The sequence below is a fragment of the Longitalea luteola genome (assembly GCF_017356035.1).
GTDB lineage: Bacteria > Bacteroidota > Bacteroidia > Chitinophagales > Chitinophagaceae > Niastella > Niastella luteola.
Map to the genome: position 1 here is coordinate 277,331 of NZ_JAFIQX010000002.1, position 16,276 is coordinate 293,606.

18 protein-coding genes and 1 tRNA gene are annotated in these 16,276 nt (G+C 43.6%); 12 read left to right on the forward strand and 7 right to left on the reverse strand.

The annotated features are described in order from the left end of the window. Positions 1-2: 2 nt before the first annotated feature. On the reverse strand, positions 3-473 hold the full coding sequence (locus JUB15_RS05280) for an Lrp/AsnC family transcriptional regulator (RefSeq protein WP_207511287.1): 471 nt from the start codon (positions 471-473) through the stop codon (positions 3-5). A 419-nt stretch (positions 474-892) separates the two neighbouring features. Here JUB15_RS05280 and JUB15_RS05285 point away from each other — a divergent pair, with 419 nt between their 5' ends. The 4 genes from JUB15_RS05285 (at position 893) to JUB15_RS05300 (ending at position 2,672) form a co-directional block, all read left to right on the forward strand. Then, positions 893-1,045, forward strand: a complete 153-nt coding sequence (locus tag JUB15_RS05285) for a hypothetical protein (RefSeq protein ID WP_207511288.1) — start codon at positions 893-895, stop codon at positions 1,043-1,045. Between the two features lie 183 nt (positions 1,046-1,228). Continuing rightward, a complete protein-coding gene (locus JUB15_RS05290) occupies positions 1,229-1,498 on the forward strand; it encodes a hypothetical protein (RefSeq protein ID WP_207511289.1) in 270 nt (89 codons plus the stop codon). 250 nt (positions 1,499-1,748) lie between these two features. Continuing rightward, complete coding sequence (locus tag JUB15_RS05295) at positions 1,749-2,237, forward strand: hypothetical protein (protein WP_207511290.1); 489 nt, start codon at positions 1,749-1,751, stop codon at positions 2,235-2,237. A 75-nt stretch (positions 2,238-2,312) separates the two neighbouring features. Then, positions 2,313-2,672 carry a DUF3127 domain-containing protein gene (locus JUB15_RS05300; RefSeq protein ID WP_207511291.1) on the forward strand — a complete coding sequence of 120 codons (360 nt, stop codon included), beginning with the start codon at positions 2,313-2,315 and terminating at the stop codon, positions 2,670-2,672. Positions 2,673-2,750: 78 nt separating this feature from the next. Here the strand turns inward: JUB15_RS05300 and JUB15_RS05305 are convergent, their stop codons facing one another. Then, on the reverse strand, positions 2,751-3,908 hold the full coding sequence (locus JUB15_RS05305) for a vWA domain-containing protein (protein WP_207511292.1): 1,158 nt from the start codon (positions 3,906-3,908) through the stop codon (positions 2,751-2,753). Between the two features lie 147 nt (positions 3,909-4,055). On the opposite strand from JUB15_RS05305, the gene JUB15_RS05310 reads away from it, so the two are divergent. Together JUB15_RS05310 and JUB15_RS05315 are read left to right on the forward strand one after the other, a co-directional pair. Beyond that, positions 4,056-4,523 (forward strand): hypothetical protein, encoded by a 468-nt coding sequence (locus JUB15_RS05310; RefSeq protein WP_207511293.1) that lies wholly within the window; start codon positions 4,056-4,058, stop codon positions 4,521-4,523. An 80-nt stretch (positions 4,524-4,603) separates the two neighbouring features. After that, a complete protein-coding gene (locus tag JUB15_RS05315) occupies positions 4,604-4,828 on the forward strand; it encodes a CDGSH iron-sulfur domain-containing protein (RefSeq protein ID WP_207511294.1) in 225 nt (74 codons plus the stop codon). Between the two features lie 54 nt (positions 4,829-4,882). On the opposite strand, the gene JUB15_RS05320 is transcribed toward JUB15_RS05315, so the two are convergent. Continuing rightward, entirely contained in the window at positions 4,883-5,392 is a 510-nt protein-coding gene (locus tag JUB15_RS05320) for an asparaginase domain-containing protein (RefSeq protein ID WP_207511295.1), read from the reverse strand. Between the two features lie 339 nt (positions 5,393-5,731). Between JUB15_RS05320 and JUB15_RS05325 the strand changes: the two genes are divergently transcribed. The 5 genes from JUB15_RS05325 to JUB15_RS05345 all read left to right on the forward strand — a co-directional run bounded on the left by JUB15_RS05325 (position 5,732) and on the right by JUB15_RS05345 (position 10,369). Next, positions 5,732-6,490, forward strand: a complete 759-nt coding sequence (locus JUB15_RS05325; RefSeq protein ID WP_207511296.1) for a hypothetical protein — start codon at positions 5,732-5,734, stop codon at positions 6,488-6,490. Between the two features lie 175 nt (positions 6,491-6,665). Further along, positions 6,666-7,355: a response regulator transcription factor gene (locus tag JUB15_RS05330; RefSeq protein ID WP_207511297.1), complete on the forward strand. Its 690-nt coding sequence runs from the start codon at positions 6,666-6,668 to the stop codon at positions 7,353-7,355. Between the two features lie 5 nt (positions 7,356-7,360). Continuing rightward, positions 7,361-8,731, forward strand: a complete 1,371-nt coding sequence (locus JUB15_RS05335; protein WP_207511298.1) for a sensor histidine kinase — start codon at positions 7,361-7,363, stop codon at positions 8,729-8,731. A gap of 122 nt (positions 8,732-8,853) precedes the next feature. Beyond that, positions 8,854-9,363 (forward strand): universal stress protein, encoded by a 510-nt coding sequence (locus JUB15_RS05340; protein ID WP_207511299.1) that lies wholly within the window; start codon positions 8,854-8,856, stop codon positions 9,361-9,363. Between the two features lie 94 nt (positions 9,364-9,457). Continuing rightward, positions 9,458-10,369: a bestrophin family protein gene (locus JUB15_RS05345; protein WP_207511300.1), complete on the forward strand. Its 912-nt coding sequence runs from the start codon at positions 9,458-9,460 to the stop codon at positions 10,367-10,369. A 157-nt stretch (positions 10,370-10,526) separates the two neighbouring features. Here the strand turns inward: JUB15_RS05345 and JUB15_RS05350 are convergent, their stop codons facing one another. From JUB15_RS05350 to recQ, 4 genes are all read right to left on the reverse strand, one after another. Continuing rightward, positions 10,527-11,243 (reverse strand): glycosyltransferase family 2 protein, encoded by a 717-nt coding sequence (locus JUB15_RS05350; RefSeq protein ID WP_207511301.1) that lies wholly within the window; start codon positions 11,241-11,243, stop codon positions 10,527-10,529. Positions 11,244-11,441: 198 nt separating this feature from the next. Next, a tRNA-Phe gene (locus JUB15_RS05355) sits at positions 11,442-11,514 on the reverse strand. 224 nt (positions 11,515-11,738) lie between these two features. Continuing rightward, complete coding sequence (locus JUB15_RS05360) at positions 11,739-12,182, reverse strand: hypothetical protein (protein WP_207511302.1); 444 nt, start codon at positions 12,180-12,182, stop codon at positions 11,739-11,741. A gap of 223 nt (positions 12,183-12,405) precedes the next feature. Beyond that, on the reverse strand, positions 12,406-14,697 hold the full coding sequence (gene recQ / locus JUB15_RS05365; protein WP_207511303.1) for a DNA helicase RecQ: 2,292 nt from the start codon (positions 14,695-14,697) through the stop codon (positions 12,406-12,408). A 492-nt stretch (positions 14,698-15,189) separates the two neighbouring features. Here recQ and JUB15_RS05370 point away from each other — a divergent pair, with 492 nt between their 5' ends. Continuing rightward, complete coding sequence (locus tag JUB15_RS05370; protein WP_207511304.1) at positions 15,190-16,167, forward strand: KpsF/GutQ family sugar-phosphate isomerase; 978 nt, start codon at positions 15,190-15,192, stop codon at positions 16,165-16,167. Positions 16,168-16,276 lie beyond the last annotated feature (109 nt).

A 16,276-nucleotide genomic window follows, 5' to 3' on the forward strand; every position in this document is an offset into this window, starting at 1 on the left:
TGTTAAATTTTAGGAATCACCAATTGTTGTTGCTCTTTCACGGTTTCCAGCACGATGGTTGTCTTCGTGGATGCTATGTTAGGGATCTTTTGAAGCTGATTGCGCATCAGTGCCATCAGCGAAGAAGAATCAGTGGTACGAACTTTAATGAGGTAACAATCCTCACCAGCGATGTGATGTACTTCCTGCACCTCAGGTATAGCCGCTAATGCCTGGGCGGTGTTACTGCTGCAGGTAAAACCTTCCGATGAACGGATAAAAATAAATGCCAGCAGTTTTTGCTGAATGGTGGCCGGATTGATCTGGGTCGTATACCCCTGGATCACTTTTTTCTGTTCCAGTTTTTTCACCCGTTCCAGCACGGCAGACGGAGCCATGTTTAGTTCGCGGGCCAGATCGGCATTTGAAATCCGCGCATTGGCCTGCATACGCTCCAGTATTTGCAGGTCGGTATTGTCTAAACTAACATCCATTCCGATGAATTTTCTGTAAAATTAGGTTATTTCTGAATAAAATTCTGACAAGCGCGGCCCTTTAAGAAATTTATTGTAAATTTGTGACGTGTTGCCGAATATTTGTCGGGGCTGAATTGATTAGCATTTGAATTACAGCTGGTTATGAAATAACGTATGTTAGTATATAGCGTATAAAAAGGAATTGCTGCGGCAGCATTCGGTGTAATTTTAAGAATCAGTAGAAGATGTGGCCATGAAAAAAATGGAAAGTCACCTGTTGCAGGGTGACTTTTTTATTTTATAAAAGATTCCCAAATATTATTCACAGGTCAGTGGCCAGATACGTTTATGCAGAACAATTCGTTATATTGAAACTTTCGGGATGCGGAATTCGATTTTGTGCCGCTTTTGTAACTTTACAGATTAAAATTGAATTTATGTCACTGTTTAACACGAATAAGAACAAAGACAAAAAGAAAGGCAACCCCAGTACAGGCAAACAATCCCCCATTCCCACAAAAGGGAAAAGCAACAGTAAAGGCGCCGCCAAATCAACACGTGTAGCCGGGCGGGCTCAACGGGGTTCCTAACCAGTTTTCACAAATCGTTATAATTTTCACCCATTTTCCTGGGGCTTAACAGGTAATGCATTTATAGCGGGATCCTGGCTGATAAATGTGAAATAGGAGCGTGTTGGTGCCTGGCATGACCTGGTTATTCCGGCACAGTTGTTGGAAAACTACCCTTTTTAATTACATTAAAAGGGAGGGTTCATGAAAGCCAAAAAGCAAATGACAAGGACAGAAGAGTTTGAAATGGTGTTAGATGAAATTCCGTTTTTTGTGAAAGCGACTTCATTTCAAACCTATACCAGGGAAACCCAATACCGGGTTAGTGTAAACGGAAGTCCTGTGTACATCTTCGGATGGCATCCGGTACAAAAACGAATAACCGCCATCGACGGGGGGTCTGCCGCTTCTAAAATTCCACCGCGGGTAGCTGAAGCTATTGGCGATCAGCTATACAACAGAATGGCAGCCTGATCTTACTATAATTTTAAAAATGCAAACGAAGCAGGGATATCAAATTCCTGCTTTTTTTATTGCAGGAATTAATTAACTTTCCGCATAATATATAACTCCGGAATATAACGGTATAGGGTATCGTACAATCCTTTATAGCTGATTATATTTCCTCGGGCCGCATCCGGAAAATTAAGACCCTTCTACTTAAACGGTTGTTATTTCAATCTTTCAGTAAAACAATTATGCACGCATAATTGACATGTATTCTATGCAGTCCTATATTAACCACCTGCTTTCGGATATAGCCGAAGCCTGCCGGGAAGAACAAACGTATTCAGCGGCATCCGCTGAAAATGACCTGGAAGCTATTGAACGTTATTTTGAGGAGGTTGAGCGCTGGTTGGAAAATGAACCGGAACATGATTTCAGCTATTACTGCGGTTTGCAGAAAGAGCAGTTTCCACCGGTGGAAAAATTAACGGCCGTGCAAATGGAAGCGGTGAGTCTGGCTTTTGAAAAAATGTTGTTTACATGGAATATTGGAGTAGAAATGCCCGACAAATTACCCATTCCCCAGAAATACAGCCTGCTGATCAGTGTGCTTGAAAAGAAAGTAGCCATTGTTGAAAATGGTTTCGAGACCATTGAATTTTGCTCTTACGACCCGCCTTCCTGTCCGTTTAATGAATGGTGCACCTGTAAAGAACTGGGTCTTAAAGATCAGTTTGACGAGGAGGATGTGGAGGGCGACTGTTAAAAAATTGGTAGTAACATTTTCAGAAAATGAAAATGGTAAACATACCTTTGGTGACGACAATAGAAAATACTAATTATGGATATCAGCGGCAAAATTGTACAATTCTTACCGGTTCAATCTGGCCAGGGGAAAAATGGCACCTGGAAAAAACAGGAGTTCATCCTGGAAACCGGCGACACTTATCCTAAAAAAATATGTATCGCTGTTTGGGGCGATAAAATAGATATGGGCAGCTTCAAGACCGGCGATATGGTGGATGTTTCCTTCGATGTGGAAAGCCGTGAATATAATGGTCGCTGGTACACTGATGTAAAGGCCTGGAAAATGGTTTCTAAAAAAGCGGGTAGCGCAGTGCCCGAAAATACCGGCTATAATAATAACATGCCGGGAACATTTGAAACCACTTCTGCCGGTGACGACGATCTGCCTTTCTAAAGCAGCGTTATGTAAAATATTAACGGAGATGGTTTTTGTAACTATCTCCGTTTTTTTTAGCGAGAACCGTCCTATGTTTTATTGAATCACCAGGTTGTATTTTTTAGCCTGCTGCCTGATTATTTTTTCTATCTCACTTTCCAGAGTAGGCTCATTGGTCTTTGTTGACCGGCGTGTTTTCTCAGTGGCTATAAAAGCATCCCTTTTGGCTGAAACCGCAGCGATCTCCTTTTGAATGGTTGTGCGTTCCTGGCTTTTCGTTGTTACGATCTGTTTTATCTCGGCCCGGCTTTTAGTTTTCAATGAATCGGGCAGGGTAGTTAACTCAACCTTCTCCAAAATGCCGGGGTCGCTCTGACTCGCATCTATCAGGTCCCAGGTGGAATTATCATACAGTTGTTTTTTACTTTTTACCGCAACGCGTTTAGCGGCTGCCGATTTGTTCATGCTGTAGTTGAGTTTGTCAACCTCAGCCTGCTTCGAGTAAGCTTCTTTTCCTGAACGGCCGTAGCCAATGTAAGTGTTGTTCAATCTGTTGTTCAACGCAAACAGTTCATCGTCGTAAGGGGTGGCAATATCAACTATTTCGGCATTTTGATTGATGTTGGTAAAACTGCCGGTTCCACACTCACTGCCCAGGTTCCAGTGTTCCCTGATGCCCTGATTGCGGTCGCCGCAATAAATGGTGTTAATGATCACTCCTTTCTTTTTGGCTTCGGCACAGGCCTTTGTATAAGAGATATCACCCTGCAGAAAATCCTCATTTCCGGCAATGAAGATAACCTTGTAGTTATCCGGATTGTTGTCCCACTCGAGGCTGGTAAGGGATGTATAGATCACATGACCGCAATATTCATCGCCGCCATTGGTGGTCAGCCTGAACAAATTGCGTGATACTTCGTCGAGGTCTTTTGTAAAATAGTTGATCTGCTTTACATAACCAGTGCGCGCGTCATTGGCCGGGCGCCCATATTCATAAAGGGCCAATTCTATTTCAGGAGCAACGTCGTTACAGGTCGCTTTTCCCAATACGCTTACCATGTTCCATAATTGGGCTTTTGCCTGCCCGATCAATCCATCCATACTGTTGCTAACATCGAGCAATACGGCCACCTGTATTTTTTTAGGGGCCTGCGCTGTCGGCAGGTTAGGCGGCGAAGGCTTTTTTGAGTACATAAACGTCATGGCGAGCATGATCAAAAGGCAACTGGCAATCAGCTTATTCAGGGTGTTCATAAAGAGTTGTTTCCAACAGGATGCGTTCTTATTTGCATTTGCATAAGCACCTGGGGGGTAAAACCGGCTGTTTTTAGATTACTTTAACAATTGTGTGCTGGAACAGCATAAGAGCATGATATTGGCCGGTTTGCTTATTTTAGCAGGGTGACAGCTACAGACAAAATAGCTTTTAAGAACAGGCTTAAGCAGGCGGCGCAGCACCTCATCGAGCAGCGCATAGCCGCTGCAAAGACCATAATCGAAAATGCGCAGGAAGCGGCGAATAGTGAAGAGAAAAGTTCGGCGGGTGATAAATATGAAACGGCCAGGGCTATGAACCAACTGGAAAAAGAAATGCACTCGAAACAACTGGCGCAGCAGCTAAAAGAGCTGGCCTTGTTAAACGCGGTTAAAACAGATGTTGTTTATCCGGCAGCTGTTACCGGTGCCTGCGTGGAATGTGCTGCTATGGTCTTCTTCATTGGCGCCGGTTTAGGCAAACAAACTATTGATGGCAATCAGGTAATTTATCTTTCTCCTCTCGCCCCATTGGCGAAGGCACTGTTGAATAAAAAGGCAGGCGATCAATTCGTCTTTAACGGAAAAGAAACTGTCATTGACACAGTTTATTGATGAAGTTTTGTTTACTGGTCCATACCAGCTTTCCACGTATGCTTTTTCCTTTATATTGCGGCCTAAATTTATTCTCATCAATGGCAACAACAAAGATTACAGTAAACAGCAATGGTTCATTACGGGTAGAAGGTGATTTTGAGATTGTAGATAAAAATGGCAATGTGTATGATCTGGGCGGTCGTGAAGTAATTTCAATCTGCCGTTGTGGTATGTCGCAAAACAAGCCTTTTTGCGATGGTTCTCATAAAGGTCATTTTGAACATGAAGCCGTAGCTTTTAGTTTACCTCCGAAAAAATCCTGATGACGGGAGATAGAAACAGGAAGGTAATGAAAGCGCGCCTTCAAACCATTACCACTATTCTGCGCTCGTACTGACCTGTTTCAATTCTTCGAAAATACCGGTCTGCCGGTTTTTACGTACATTATCCCAGTTGAAATAGCGGCCATTCATGGCAACATACACACCTGGCGGCAGGGATTGTACGAAGGCGAGTGCACTGCCCAGATTGAACAAACCGTCGGAGCTACCAAATTTAATGGGTATCATAGCGCCGGTGAGTACAATGGTTTTTCCGGTAACTTTTTTTGCCAGTACGCGGGCGGTTTCTGCCATAGTATCTGTACCATGCGTAATAACGATCTTATCTTCTTCACAATGACGGCATTCATCGGCAATATAGTTACGATGTTCTGAAGTCATCTCAAGGCTATCGATCATCATGAGCGTCTTGATATTCACAGGTAAGCGGCTTCTTCCCAATGTAAGCAGCTCATTCATGTGGGTGTCTTTAAAATACAGCTCCCCGTTCAACTCATTGTATTCCTTGTCGAAAGTACCCCCCGTGATAAAGATGCGAATTGCCATGTTGCCTTAATTGTAGTACAAAGATATTAGGTAAAATCTACTATAACCCCATCTTTACCAGTCATTCATGCAGAAATTGAATATGTAAATGAACGCGGAAGATTCCTTAAAAAACATTCATCGTTATTATAAAAGCAGTTGATATTATTTAACAATATGCGGCGTTCATCTTATTGAGATAACATGTTTATACAGTTCATGTAGCCTATTCTGCATTTCACTCCACTCATGGCTCGTAGCTGCCTGTTCCCGCGCTAATATTGCTGCCGCTTCACCGCTGCAACGTATAGCCAAACAAACCGGTGAAGCACCCATCATTAACAACACATAATTACAAGTATGAAAAAGATTTTCTGGTTAGCCGGTGTAATGACCTTGTTGGTTGTAAGTTCATGTAAAAAGGACAAGGATTCAAATGGAGGCGATAACGGCGGTAATACAAAACTGTTGAAGAAAGTAACGAAAACAGAGAACGGCATTACTACCATTTACAACCTGAATTACGAAGGCAATAAATTAAGATCATTCAACAGTACCGACAATCTTGAATCAACTGCACTTACGTTCGACGCAGCTGGTAACATTACCAGGATCGAGATAAGGGATCATAATGATTACAGCACCTACATGTATACCTATAACAACGGCATACCGGTTAGCGGCAGCCTGAAAGTGGTGCATAAGGTAGCCGGGGAGCCCGATGACATCGTGCAGGACGATGTGTTTACCTATACTGTTGTGAATAACCAGGTGACTACCATCAAACAGGAAATGAAATTGGCAGAAACCGAATTGACCGCCAACCTTACCTATACCAACACAGGCAATCTGGATAAAATAACCATCGACGGCGACGAAGTATATACTGTGTCCTTTACTTATGGTACCAAAAAGCCGGGTTTCCCTACTATGAGCAAATGGGTGCTCGGGCTGGGTGAAACCCTGGAATTCTATGCAAAGAATGAATTGTTAACAGCTTTTTATGATTTTCCGGGAACAGACTTCGATTTCAGCTATACCACCAGTTATACATATGATGCAGATGGCTACCCGTTAACATCCAGCGACGGTGAGGTTGCCTTGAAATATGAATATTAATAATTAAGTATAAGCCGATCAACAAAAAACGTCCCCTCCCTGTTTTCAGGAGGGGATTTGTTTTTTTGTGGAAATCTTGCAAATGGGTGGAAAATGGGCGTTCATAGTTATTTTTGTTTTTTTACAGGATCATGGTTCTTGGTAGGATTTGCCATGGTCAACCAAATACATTCAGATGAAGATTCTTATCGTTGAGGATGAGGCAGCATTGGCCGGTATGCTTAACAAAGGGCTGAAAGAGGCTGGAAATGAGGTTACCGTTGCTCCGGATGGTCTTATTGGCCATGAGATGGCCAGTAAGAACCAGTTCGATGTAATTATTCTCGATATTATGCTACCAGGCGTAAATGGCATGCAGTTATGCAAGCAATTGCGCCGGCAGCAAATAGATACGCCCATTCTTATGTTAACGGCCCTGGGCACTACAGAGAATATAGTGGCCGGCCTCGACAGCGGCGCCGATGATTACCTGGTTAAACCCTTTCAGTTTGCTGAGCTGGAAGCCCGTATCAGAACACTGGTACGGCGGAAAACACCCGGGAATAATGGCCAGAGCGATCTGCTGCAAATAGGAAATCTTACCCTGAATACCAATACCCGCGCAGCTACTTTGAATGGCGATCCGGTGAACCTTACTGCCACAGAATACCGCCTGCTTGAATTTATGTTACAGAACCGTGGCCGGGTACTGACCCGCATGGAGCTGCTGGAAAATGTATGGGGGATAGATTTTAATATGAGCACCAATGTAGTGGATGTTTATGTGAACTACCTGCGCAAAAAAATTGATACCGATCCTTCGCACAAACTGATCCATACCATGATCGGCATGGGTTATATTCTTAAAGAAGATAAAAAAAGCTAATACCGTTGAAGATCCAAACTCAAACCGCATTGCTTTTTACCGTGCTCACGGCGCTCCTGATCCTGTTCCTGAGCTTTACCACCTATTATTTCATAAGCCGGTTTGCATCTAACGATTTTTTGAAACGCCTTGAATTACGGGTAAGGGTAGCTGCGAAACTGCGATTTGAGCAGGATAAAATATCTACCGTCACCTACCACGAATTGCGGCGCCAGTACCTGGAAGTGCTGCCGAAAGAGCAGGAGTACCTGCTCACCTGGGATTCAGTAGCCAATACTATTGAACCTAAGGTGCCGGGGCTGCCGGAATCATTCTATTGGCGTATTATTGAAGGACAGGGTAGAACAGTGTATATAGAAAAGAACAAAGTACATTATGCAGGGATCTTATATCATAATGATGGCCAAAAGTACCTGGTCGTAAAATCGGCCGTAAACGAGTATGCAAACCGCTTGTTAGAAACCCTGGCGCGGGCAAAGATCGCCACCTTTATTGTGGGCGTATTACTGGTATTTACGGTTGGTATTTTCTTCAGCCGTAAAACCTTTCAACCGCTGCGTCAGCTGATCAGCAAAGTTCAGGACATAAGCGCACATAATCTTCACCTGCGGCTGGAAACCAACAAGGGAAAGGATGAAATGACGGAATTGGCGCATACATTCAATACCATGCTCGACCGTTTGCAAACTGCTTTTGAAACGCAGAATAATTTTGTGAGCAACGCCTCCCATGAATTGCGCACCCCGCTCACAACCATTATGGGTGAAGCCGATATTGCGCTGAAAAAAGCCCGTACCAATGAGGAATACAGGCAAAGTTTACAGGTGATCTTGAACGAAGCCGGTAAACTAGATCATTTGACCAGCAGTCTGCTCGCCCTTGCCCAAAGCGGATTCGATGGCAAGAAACAACGCCGCAGCCTGGTTAGAATGGATGAATTATTATGCGAAGTAAAGCAGGCAGTTGACGAGCTGGACCCGAATAACCAGGTCCAATTGCATTTTGGCGAACTGCCGCTCAATGAGAACGAACTGTCAGTTGAAGGAAATTATCATTTATTGAAACTGGCCATAACCAATATTGTTATGAATGCCTGCAAATACAGCAACGACCGGCCGGTACAACTCGCTCTGCAGGCAATCAAACAAAAGATCAGGATAAGCATAATTGACCAGGGCATTGGTATTCCCGCCTCTGAGCTTAAATATGTATTTGATCCATTTTACCGCGCCTCTAATACGAATCGATTTGAAGGCTATGGCATAGGGCTGCCCCTTGCGCGTAATATTGTACGGCTGCATAAGGGTGAATTGGTAATAAAGTCAGAGGAAGATAAGGGCACAACTGTGGAGATCATGCTGAGTTCAGGCGTGTAACCACTTTCTAATCCCATTCTTATTTCTTTTTTAATGCTTTCTTAAAGACCTCTTAAGAGCTTCTAATCCCATTGTACAAGCTTTGCATCTGTAAACTTCATTGTTAACTTAATGATTACAGTATGCGCAATGTATTGGTACCCACCGATTTCTCACCTGCTTCTTTTGATCTTGCAGAAAAGGCCATTCATACAATGGGCGAGCAGGTCCTGAATATCACCTTGTTCCACGCGTTTCAGATGCCCTTTTTTGTGAACGACCTGATAAGGAAACAACGGCAGCCATACCACGATCTGTTGACAGATGCATTCAGGAATAACTGCAAACAGTTAAAACAACAATACCCGAAACAGGTGAATACCATTGTTTTTAAACATTTATATGGCAATACACCTGCTGTGTTCAGGAATTTTGTGGATGCAAATGACATCGACCTTATTGTTTATCCCGATCAATACGAATTCAGGCAGGTACATCCCGACAGTGTGAACCCCGACACTATGTTCAAAAAAAGCAGGGTTCCCCTCTTAAGACAGTTCAAATCAAAACGCCGCGTAATAACCCTCCCCGAAATAACAGCAGTAGAAGAAGAAGCAATTGCACTGCTGAAAATGCTGAATGCAACCAGTTAAAGGAAGGATCCTACAACTCGCTGCAGGGAACACCACTATAATGACTGGCTAAATTCCATTTGTAGTTTAATCAAGAACGCTAAACGAACAATTGATGTTACTAAAAAAGAATATACCGATCGGCTATGTGTTTGGAAAAGTAAAGGTTGAGTTGTTCATTATACTGTTGTATAGTACGGCCATAGCCATTATACACGAATTGTTCCTGGTAGTGCCCATCAGTATTCCACTGGCAGTGCCGGCTATATTAGGTACCGTTATTTCATTACTGCTGGGTTTTAGAAGTAACCAGGCCTATGATCGCTGGTGGGAAGCCCGGCAGGTATGGGGCGCTATCGTGAACGATTCACGTACATTCGCGAGGCAGCTACTCACTTTTACCGAAAGTCAATATGAAGAGGATGAAGTGCATCAGTTGCGGCAGCGCATGATCCGCAGACAAATGGCGTGGAATTATGCGCTGGGACAAAGCCTGCGCCGGTTAAATCCAACTGCGGAACTGGATAAATTCTTAAGCCGCCGCGACCTGGAGCATTGCAGCCGTTTTAGTAATGTACCCATGGCTTTGCTCGACCAGCAGGCACGCGACCTGCGCCGTGCACTCGAAGAAGGATATATAAACAGGTATCAACAAATTGAGATCGATCGTACCCTGACCCGTTTTTGCGATAACATGGGAAAATGTGAGCGCATAAAGAATACCGTATTTCCGGCCACCTATAGTTTATATATTCATTTTTCCCTGCTGTTGTTTATCTGCATGCTGCCTTTTGGTGTAATCGATTATTTTGGCTTCCTGGAAGTGCCTTTGGTAGTAGCCATCAGCGCCTGTTTCTTACTGATAGAAAAGATGGCCATCCACTTACAGGATCCATTTGAGAATAAACCAACCGACACGCCTATGACAGCAATTGCCAGAACAATAGAAAAAGACCTGAAGCAGCTGCTGCATGATCAGGATCTGCCGGAAGATAAGCGGCAGGAGAAGTATTATTATATCATGTAATTCGGCGATTTACATAGTTGGATATTGCATCATTACCAGCAACCACTGGTAATGGTGCCATTTCCTTGATGCGCCGCGTGCGGATGATTATTTCATAAACATGGCTTTTGTGGATCTGCCTGTTGCAGGGTCAATACATTTTTGATCCTTGTTCTTTTTAAAACCTGAACAGTCCGTATTTGAGGATACAAAAAATTGCCCTGAAACCATCCTTCCATTTTATTTTCTTTCCTTCAGCATATGTTCTTCCATAATAGGAGATCCCCACCTCGTATATTCTTATGTTAGGGATGCGGGAAACTTTGTTGGTTACCTCAGGCTCAAACCCGAATCTTTGTTCTTTTAGGGTAAGCGATTTTATAATAGGGGCCCTGAACAATTTATAACATGTTTCCATGTCTGTTAGATTCAGGTTGGTGAACATGTTCGATAAGAATGTTAGGAACCGGTTGCCTATTGTATGCCAGAAATATAAGATCCTATGTGGTCTGCCGCCCATAAACCGGCTGCCATACACTACATCGGCAAATTCGTCAACCACGGGTTTTAATAGTATATTGTATTCGTTGGGATCATATTCCAGATCGGCGTCCTGAATTATTATATAATCGCCATTTGCGTGCGCAATGCCGGTGTGTAATGCTGCTCCTTTTCCTTTATTAACATGATGTTTGATGTATTTTATCGTCAACTCTGAATTACTTTCAATGTACTTCAACACTACCTCTTCCGTATTATCATTTGAGCAGTCGTTTATGAGTATTACTTCTTTGTCAATATTGTTAATCAGATCAACCTTGCCAATTTTGTTGAGGATCAAATGAACAGTAGCGGCTTCGTTGTAAACAGGAACAAGAATAGACAGTTTAGCCATGTTTGGTTATTATAGGTGCATTGCTTTATGGGCACACTGCAATGTTCATAGGTCTTTTTATTCCTACAAAAAAACTACTTTCTCTTAAATCCCGCAACTTTTCAATCATGATCCCGGGGACCTTCAATATTTCCGTTGGGGCGGAGATCCACCATGCAGATAAAATAAAAAAGCCTCTGATTCACATCAGAGGCCTCGTGGTGTGGGGCGGGATCGAACCGCCGACACAAGGATTTTCAGTCCTTTGCTCTACCGACTGAGCTACCGCACCATCAAACCTTTTTGGTTTTGCCGACTCTCCACCCGGTGGTTTAAATCGGGCAGCAAAAATAGGGGATATTCCTAACAAATTCGCAAAAACTTGTAAAAAAGAATTCCTTTTTCCTTCAAATTTTTACAAAAAAAAGCAACCCCATCGGCGGGTTGCTATTGGCTTATTCATTATTCATGCCCTTATTGCAGTCTCTTTATTGTTGATTCGTCCTGATGATCAAATTATATCGTCTCTACCGGAACCTTCCCGGTACCGCTATCTGGCTCTAATTCCAATATCAGCTGTTTAATTTCAGGCGCCGGCGCAGTGACCTTTTCTTCTTCTCCCTGGGGCGCAGTTTTAATGGTCTCCGGATCAGCCTTAGGCCCGGTAGACAGGTCAATTTCGCTATCCGTGATCAGCCCGGATTCGGCCGCCTTTTCAAAAAGTGGATCATAAATCCAGTGGCTGTCATCCAAAGTTGTTGAAGCAGATGTTTTATGTTCAGAGCTATCAGTAGGTAATCCGTCGATCTTGTTATCCCGGTCTTCCGCGTCAATGGGCGAAACCGCTCCATTGGCATAGTTGAAAGATAATGTTTTGCTGACCACACTCTCCTTATTCATTACACCATACACTCCCGCCAGCAACAGGCATGAAATGCCCATAAGTATCATGGTTTTCATTAGGATTAAATTTAACGTTCAGGAGTTACATTACATCATTAACTCTTAAACGGGATTATGTAGCCTAAAGTATTAACAAGTAAGTAAATATGCCCTTTATTTCGATTAAGGGTCTCCAATGTTCGATGAATGTTGGCTATTCGGCGTTGGCCATAAAATAAAAATGTATGCTACCGTTTGTTGAACGGGCATACATTTCTATATACATTTTAAAGTAAGTCTATTACATGCCGTACTGGGCCAGGAATTTGATACGCATGATCTTCAACTGCTCCCAGGTGAAGTTGTGCTCAGACAATTCTTCCAATGCTACCTGCAGCGACGAGGTTTCGCAGCCTTTGAAATAATCAATTATTTCATCCTGTTCATTCTCGTCCAACATTTCGGCAATGGCGTAATCGAGGTTCAGCTTGGTGCCGCTGGCGGCAATGGTTTCCATTTCTTCCAGCATTTCATCCATACGCCATCCCTTGTTCTTGGCAATTACTTCGAGCGGGATCTTTTTATCTGTCTGCTGAATGATGTACACCTTATTACCGCTCTTGTTCACCACGCTTTTCATCACAAAATCGTCCGGACGCACAATGTTATTCTCGGCTACATAGCGGGCTACCAGCTCAATAAAGGGTTTACCGTAACGAATGGCTTTGCCCTTACTTACGCCCTGGCATTTTTCCAGTTCTTCGAGCGTGGTAGGGTATAAGGTTGCCATATCCTGCAATGAAGTTTCCAGGAAGATCACGAACGGCGGCAAAGATTTCCGCTTTGCTTCTTTCTGGCGCAGTTCCTTCAGCATTTCAAACAGCTTTTCGTCAGCTGCTGCGCCGGTGGCTGCTTCTGCTCCTTCGTCATCATCGGCATTGGCCTCTTCGTACAAATTGTTCAATACGATCCTGAACGATTTGGGTTTTTTGCCAAAGGCGTCTCCTGCCTTGGTTATCTTTAATACACCGTAATCTTCAATATCCTTGCTCAACAGACCTTCGAGCAACATTTGCCTGATCAGCGAATTCCAGTAATGGTCTGGCTGATCATTGCCAATACCGAATTCTGCAAGCCCTTCATGACGGTACATGGTGATATTGGGGGTTAACCGCCCAATGATAATGTTTACCACATAATCAGAAGCAAACCGTTCGTCAAGCGCTTTGATCACCTTCAATACCTTCACCACATTGTCTTTGGCTTCTACCTGCTCTTTCGGATGCAGGCAGTTGTCACACTGTCCGCAATTCTTCTCGGTATATTCTTCGCCGAAGTAACTCATCAGGATTTTGCGTCGGCATACACCACTTTCGGCATAGGCTACTGTTTCGCTGATCAGCTGGGCGCCCACCTCGCGTTCGCTCAGCGGTTTATCACGCATCAGGTGCTCGAGCTTCGATACGTCTTTATGCGAATAATATAAGATACATTTTCCTTCCAGTCCGTCGCGACCGGCACGGCCGGTTTCCTGGTAATAGTTCTCGATGCTTTTGGGAATATTAAAGTGGATCACAAACCGGATATCGGGTTTGTCGATGCCCATTCCAAATGCGATCGTTGCTACGATCACCTGAACATCTTCATTTAAGAAAAGGTCCTGGCGTTCAGCGCGCAACTTGCTGTCGAGCCCGGCATGATAAGCAACGGCTTTAATGCCATTGGCCATCAGCATGTCGGCCAGCTCTTCGGTTGTCTTACGGTTCAACGTATAAATGATACCGCTTTTACCTTTCATTTGCACAATGAAACGCACTATATTTTTGATCGTTTGATCTTTCTTGATCTTGGGCTGTATTTCGTAATACAGGTTGGGGCGGTTGAAAGAAGAGATGAAGATCTCGGGCTCTTTCAGTCCCAGGTTCTTGATAATATCGCTTTGCACTTTTGGAGTTGCTGTAGCGGTCAACGCGATGACCGGAATATCCGGATTGATCTGCGTCATCATCTCCCGCAGTCTCCTGTATTCAGGACGGAAATCATGTCCCCACTCTGAAATACAATGCGCCTCGTCAACAGCAAAGAACGAAAGCTTCAGGTCAGAGAAGAATTCCAGGTTTTCCTGTTTGGTGAGCGTTTCAGGCGCTACATATAACATTTTGGTGCGGCCGCTCAGCAGGTCATCATGTACCTCGCGAATTTCCTTCTTTGTTAAGGTGGAGTTAAGAAAATGCGCTACATCATCTTTGCTGCTGTAACTGCGAACCAGGTCAACCTGGTTTTTCATTAACGCGATCAATGGGCTGATAATGATAGCTACGCCGTCGCTGATGATGGCTGGCAGCTGATAGCACAAGCTTTTGCCGCCACCTGTAGGCTTTATTACAAACGTATCTTTTCCTGATAATAAACTTTTGATGATGGCTTCCTGGTTGCCTTTGAATGAGTCGAATCCAAATTGCTCTTGGAGAGCCTGATGTAAAGAAGCGCTGGAAATAGTAGAAGAAGAGTTCGCCACTTTTTTCTTTGCTACTGTATTGTCTTTCTGAACTTTTGCCGTTTTTGACGGTATTTTTTTAGATGTGGTTGACATTGCTCAAAGTGTTTCCTTCGCACAGATTGTTTCAGAATTTAATTACCTGCCTGCTTATTGCCATGTTGAAACAGCAATAAATGGTTCAGTTGCCCTTTAGCAAATCGTCAGGTTGAATGGGTTTAAATCAGGCCATTAGGATAAAGATGTAACAGGCATCTTGTAAAGGGATGCGAATTTAATTCATTTTTGTTGTTATGCCAACCTTTTAATCCCCAATTCCTCATATTTAAAAACCTGTTTAAGTGTTGATCAGCCTGCATTTTAGCAAAGCTGTTAACAAAACGGGGTAACCTGCAAACAGCTTAACTGTATAAACGTAAAATTGTTGTTGTTTGTATAAGCTTCTGATAAATAATGCATGGCGATCCTGCTGTAATTGCCTGGCAGCTGCGCCGGATACGTTTCTTAACTATTTTAACAAACGTATGTTACTTCAGATAGCTTAAAGCTTTGTGTAATTAACATTTTCAAGTAGGTTTGCGCCTTAATATGTCTACAGTGTCTGCCATTGATATTAAATCTGTTGCGCTTCGAACCATTGGGTTGGAGGCAGAGGCGATTGCATCGTTGCAAACCATGGTCAACGACGATTTCGAGAGCGCTGTGAAAGCTATTTATGAAACCAGAGGGCGATTGGTTATTAGTGGTATTGGTAAAAGTGCTTTGATTGCCCAGAAACTGGTTGCAACATTTAACTCCACCGGTACGCCGGCTGTTTTTCTACATGCAGCAGATGCCATTCATGGCGATCTGGGCATGATCCAGCAGGAAGATGTTGTAATGGTCATTAGCAAAAGCGGCGAAAGCCCTGAGATAAAGGTATTGGTGCCCCTGGTTAAAAACTTTGGTAATATCCTTATTGGTATGGTGGGTAATACCGGTTCATTCCTGGCGCGCCAGTCGAACATGGTTTTAAATACTACTGTGTCGCAGGAAGCCTGTCCCAACAACCTGGCGCCAACATCCAGCACAACGGCCCAGCTGGTTATGGGTGATGCCATTGCCGTGTCGTTGATGGAGCTCAGGGGTTTTACCTCCGAAGATTTTGCCCGCTTCCATCCCGGCGGTACGCTGGGAAAAAAATTGTACCTCCACGTTTCTGACCTTTATGTGAATAACGAAAAACCCCGCGTGGCTGCTTCGGCTTCCCTCAAAGAGGTAATTGTTGAGATCTCAAAAAAACGACTGGGAACAACAGCCGTTACCGATGAAAACAATCGCCTGCTGGGCATCATCACCGACGGTGATCTAAGACGCATGCTCGAAAAGAACATCCCTTTAGACAGTGTAACAGCGAAAGAGATAATGACGGTTAATCCGAAAACCATTACAGCCGATGCATTGGCTGTAGAAGCGCTGGATCGCCTGCGCAAATTTGATATCAACCAACTGGTGGTTATAGCCGGCGATTCAACATATCTTGGGTTCATTCATTTGCATGACCTGATCAGGGAAGGGCTCATATAGATGGCATAATACAACAGGATTGTAACTTTACAAAGAATGTTGTAAGTAATGCCACATTAAGCAATAAACGAATTAATCTCCTGGCTTGGCCGAAGGACAATAATATAAA

Coding starts and splice junctions, on each gene's coding strand:
- JUB15_RS05330 (WP_207511297.1), top strand. CDS start 6,666: ATGAAGATTCTTATCGTTGAGGATGAGGCAGCATTGGCCGGTATGCTT.
- JUB15_RS05325 (WP_207511296.1), top strand. CDS start 5,732: ATGAAAAAGATTTTCTGGTTAGCCGGTGTAATGACCTTGTTGGTTGTA.
- JUB15_RS05345 (WP_207511300.1), top strand. CDS start 9,458: ATGTTACTAAAAAAGAATATACCGATCGGCTATGTGTTTGGAAAAGTA.
- recQ (WP_207511303.1), bottom strand. CDS start 14,697: ATGTCAACCACATCTAAAAAAATACCGTCAAAAACGGCAAAAGTTCAG.
- JUB15_RS05370 (WP_207511304.1), top strand. CDS start 15,190: ATGTCTACAGTGTCTGCCATTGATATTAAATCTGTTGCGCTTCGAACC.
- JUB15_RS05290 (WP_207511289.1), top strand. CDS start 1,229: ATGAAAGCCAAAAAGCAAATGACAAGGACAGAAGAGTTTGAAATGGTG.
- JUB15_RS05360 (WP_207511302.1), bottom strand. CDS start 12,182: ATGAAAACCATGATACTTATGGGCATTTCATGCCTGTTGCTGGCGGGA.
- JUB15_RS05340 (WP_207511299.1), top strand. CDS start 8,854: ATGCGCAATGTATTGGTACCCACCGATTTCTCACCTGCTTCTTTTGAT.
- JUB15_RS05285 (WP_207511288.1), top strand. CDS start 893: ATGTCACTGTTTAACACGAATAAGAACAAAGACAAAAAGAAAGGCAAC.
- JUB15_RS05295 (WP_207511290.1), top strand. CDS start 1,749: ATGCAGTCCTATATTAACCACCTGCTTTCGGATATAGCCGAAGCCTGC.
- JUB15_RS05320 (WP_207511295.1), bottom strand. CDS start 5,392: ATGGCAATTCGCATCTTTATCACGGGGGGTACTTTCGACAAGGAATAC.
- JUB15_RS05280 (WP_207511287.1), bottom strand. CDS start 473: ATGGATGTTAGTTTAGACAATACCGACCTGCAAATACTGGAGCGTATG.
- JUB15_RS05305 (WP_207511292.1), bottom strand. CDS start 3,908: ATGAACACCCTGAATAAGCTGATTGCCAGTTGCCTTTTGATCATGCTC.
- JUB15_RS05350 (WP_207511301.1), bottom strand. CDS start 11,243: ATGGCTAAACTGTCTATTCTTGTTCCTGTTTACAACGAAGCCGCTACT.
- JUB15_RS05315 (WP_207511294.1), top strand. CDS start 4,604: ATGGCAACAACAAAGATTACAGTAAACAGCAATGGTTCATTACGGGTA.
- JUB15_RS05300 (WP_207511291.1), top strand. CDS start 2,313: ATGGATATCAGCGGCAAAATTGTACAATTCTTACCGGTTCAATCTGGC.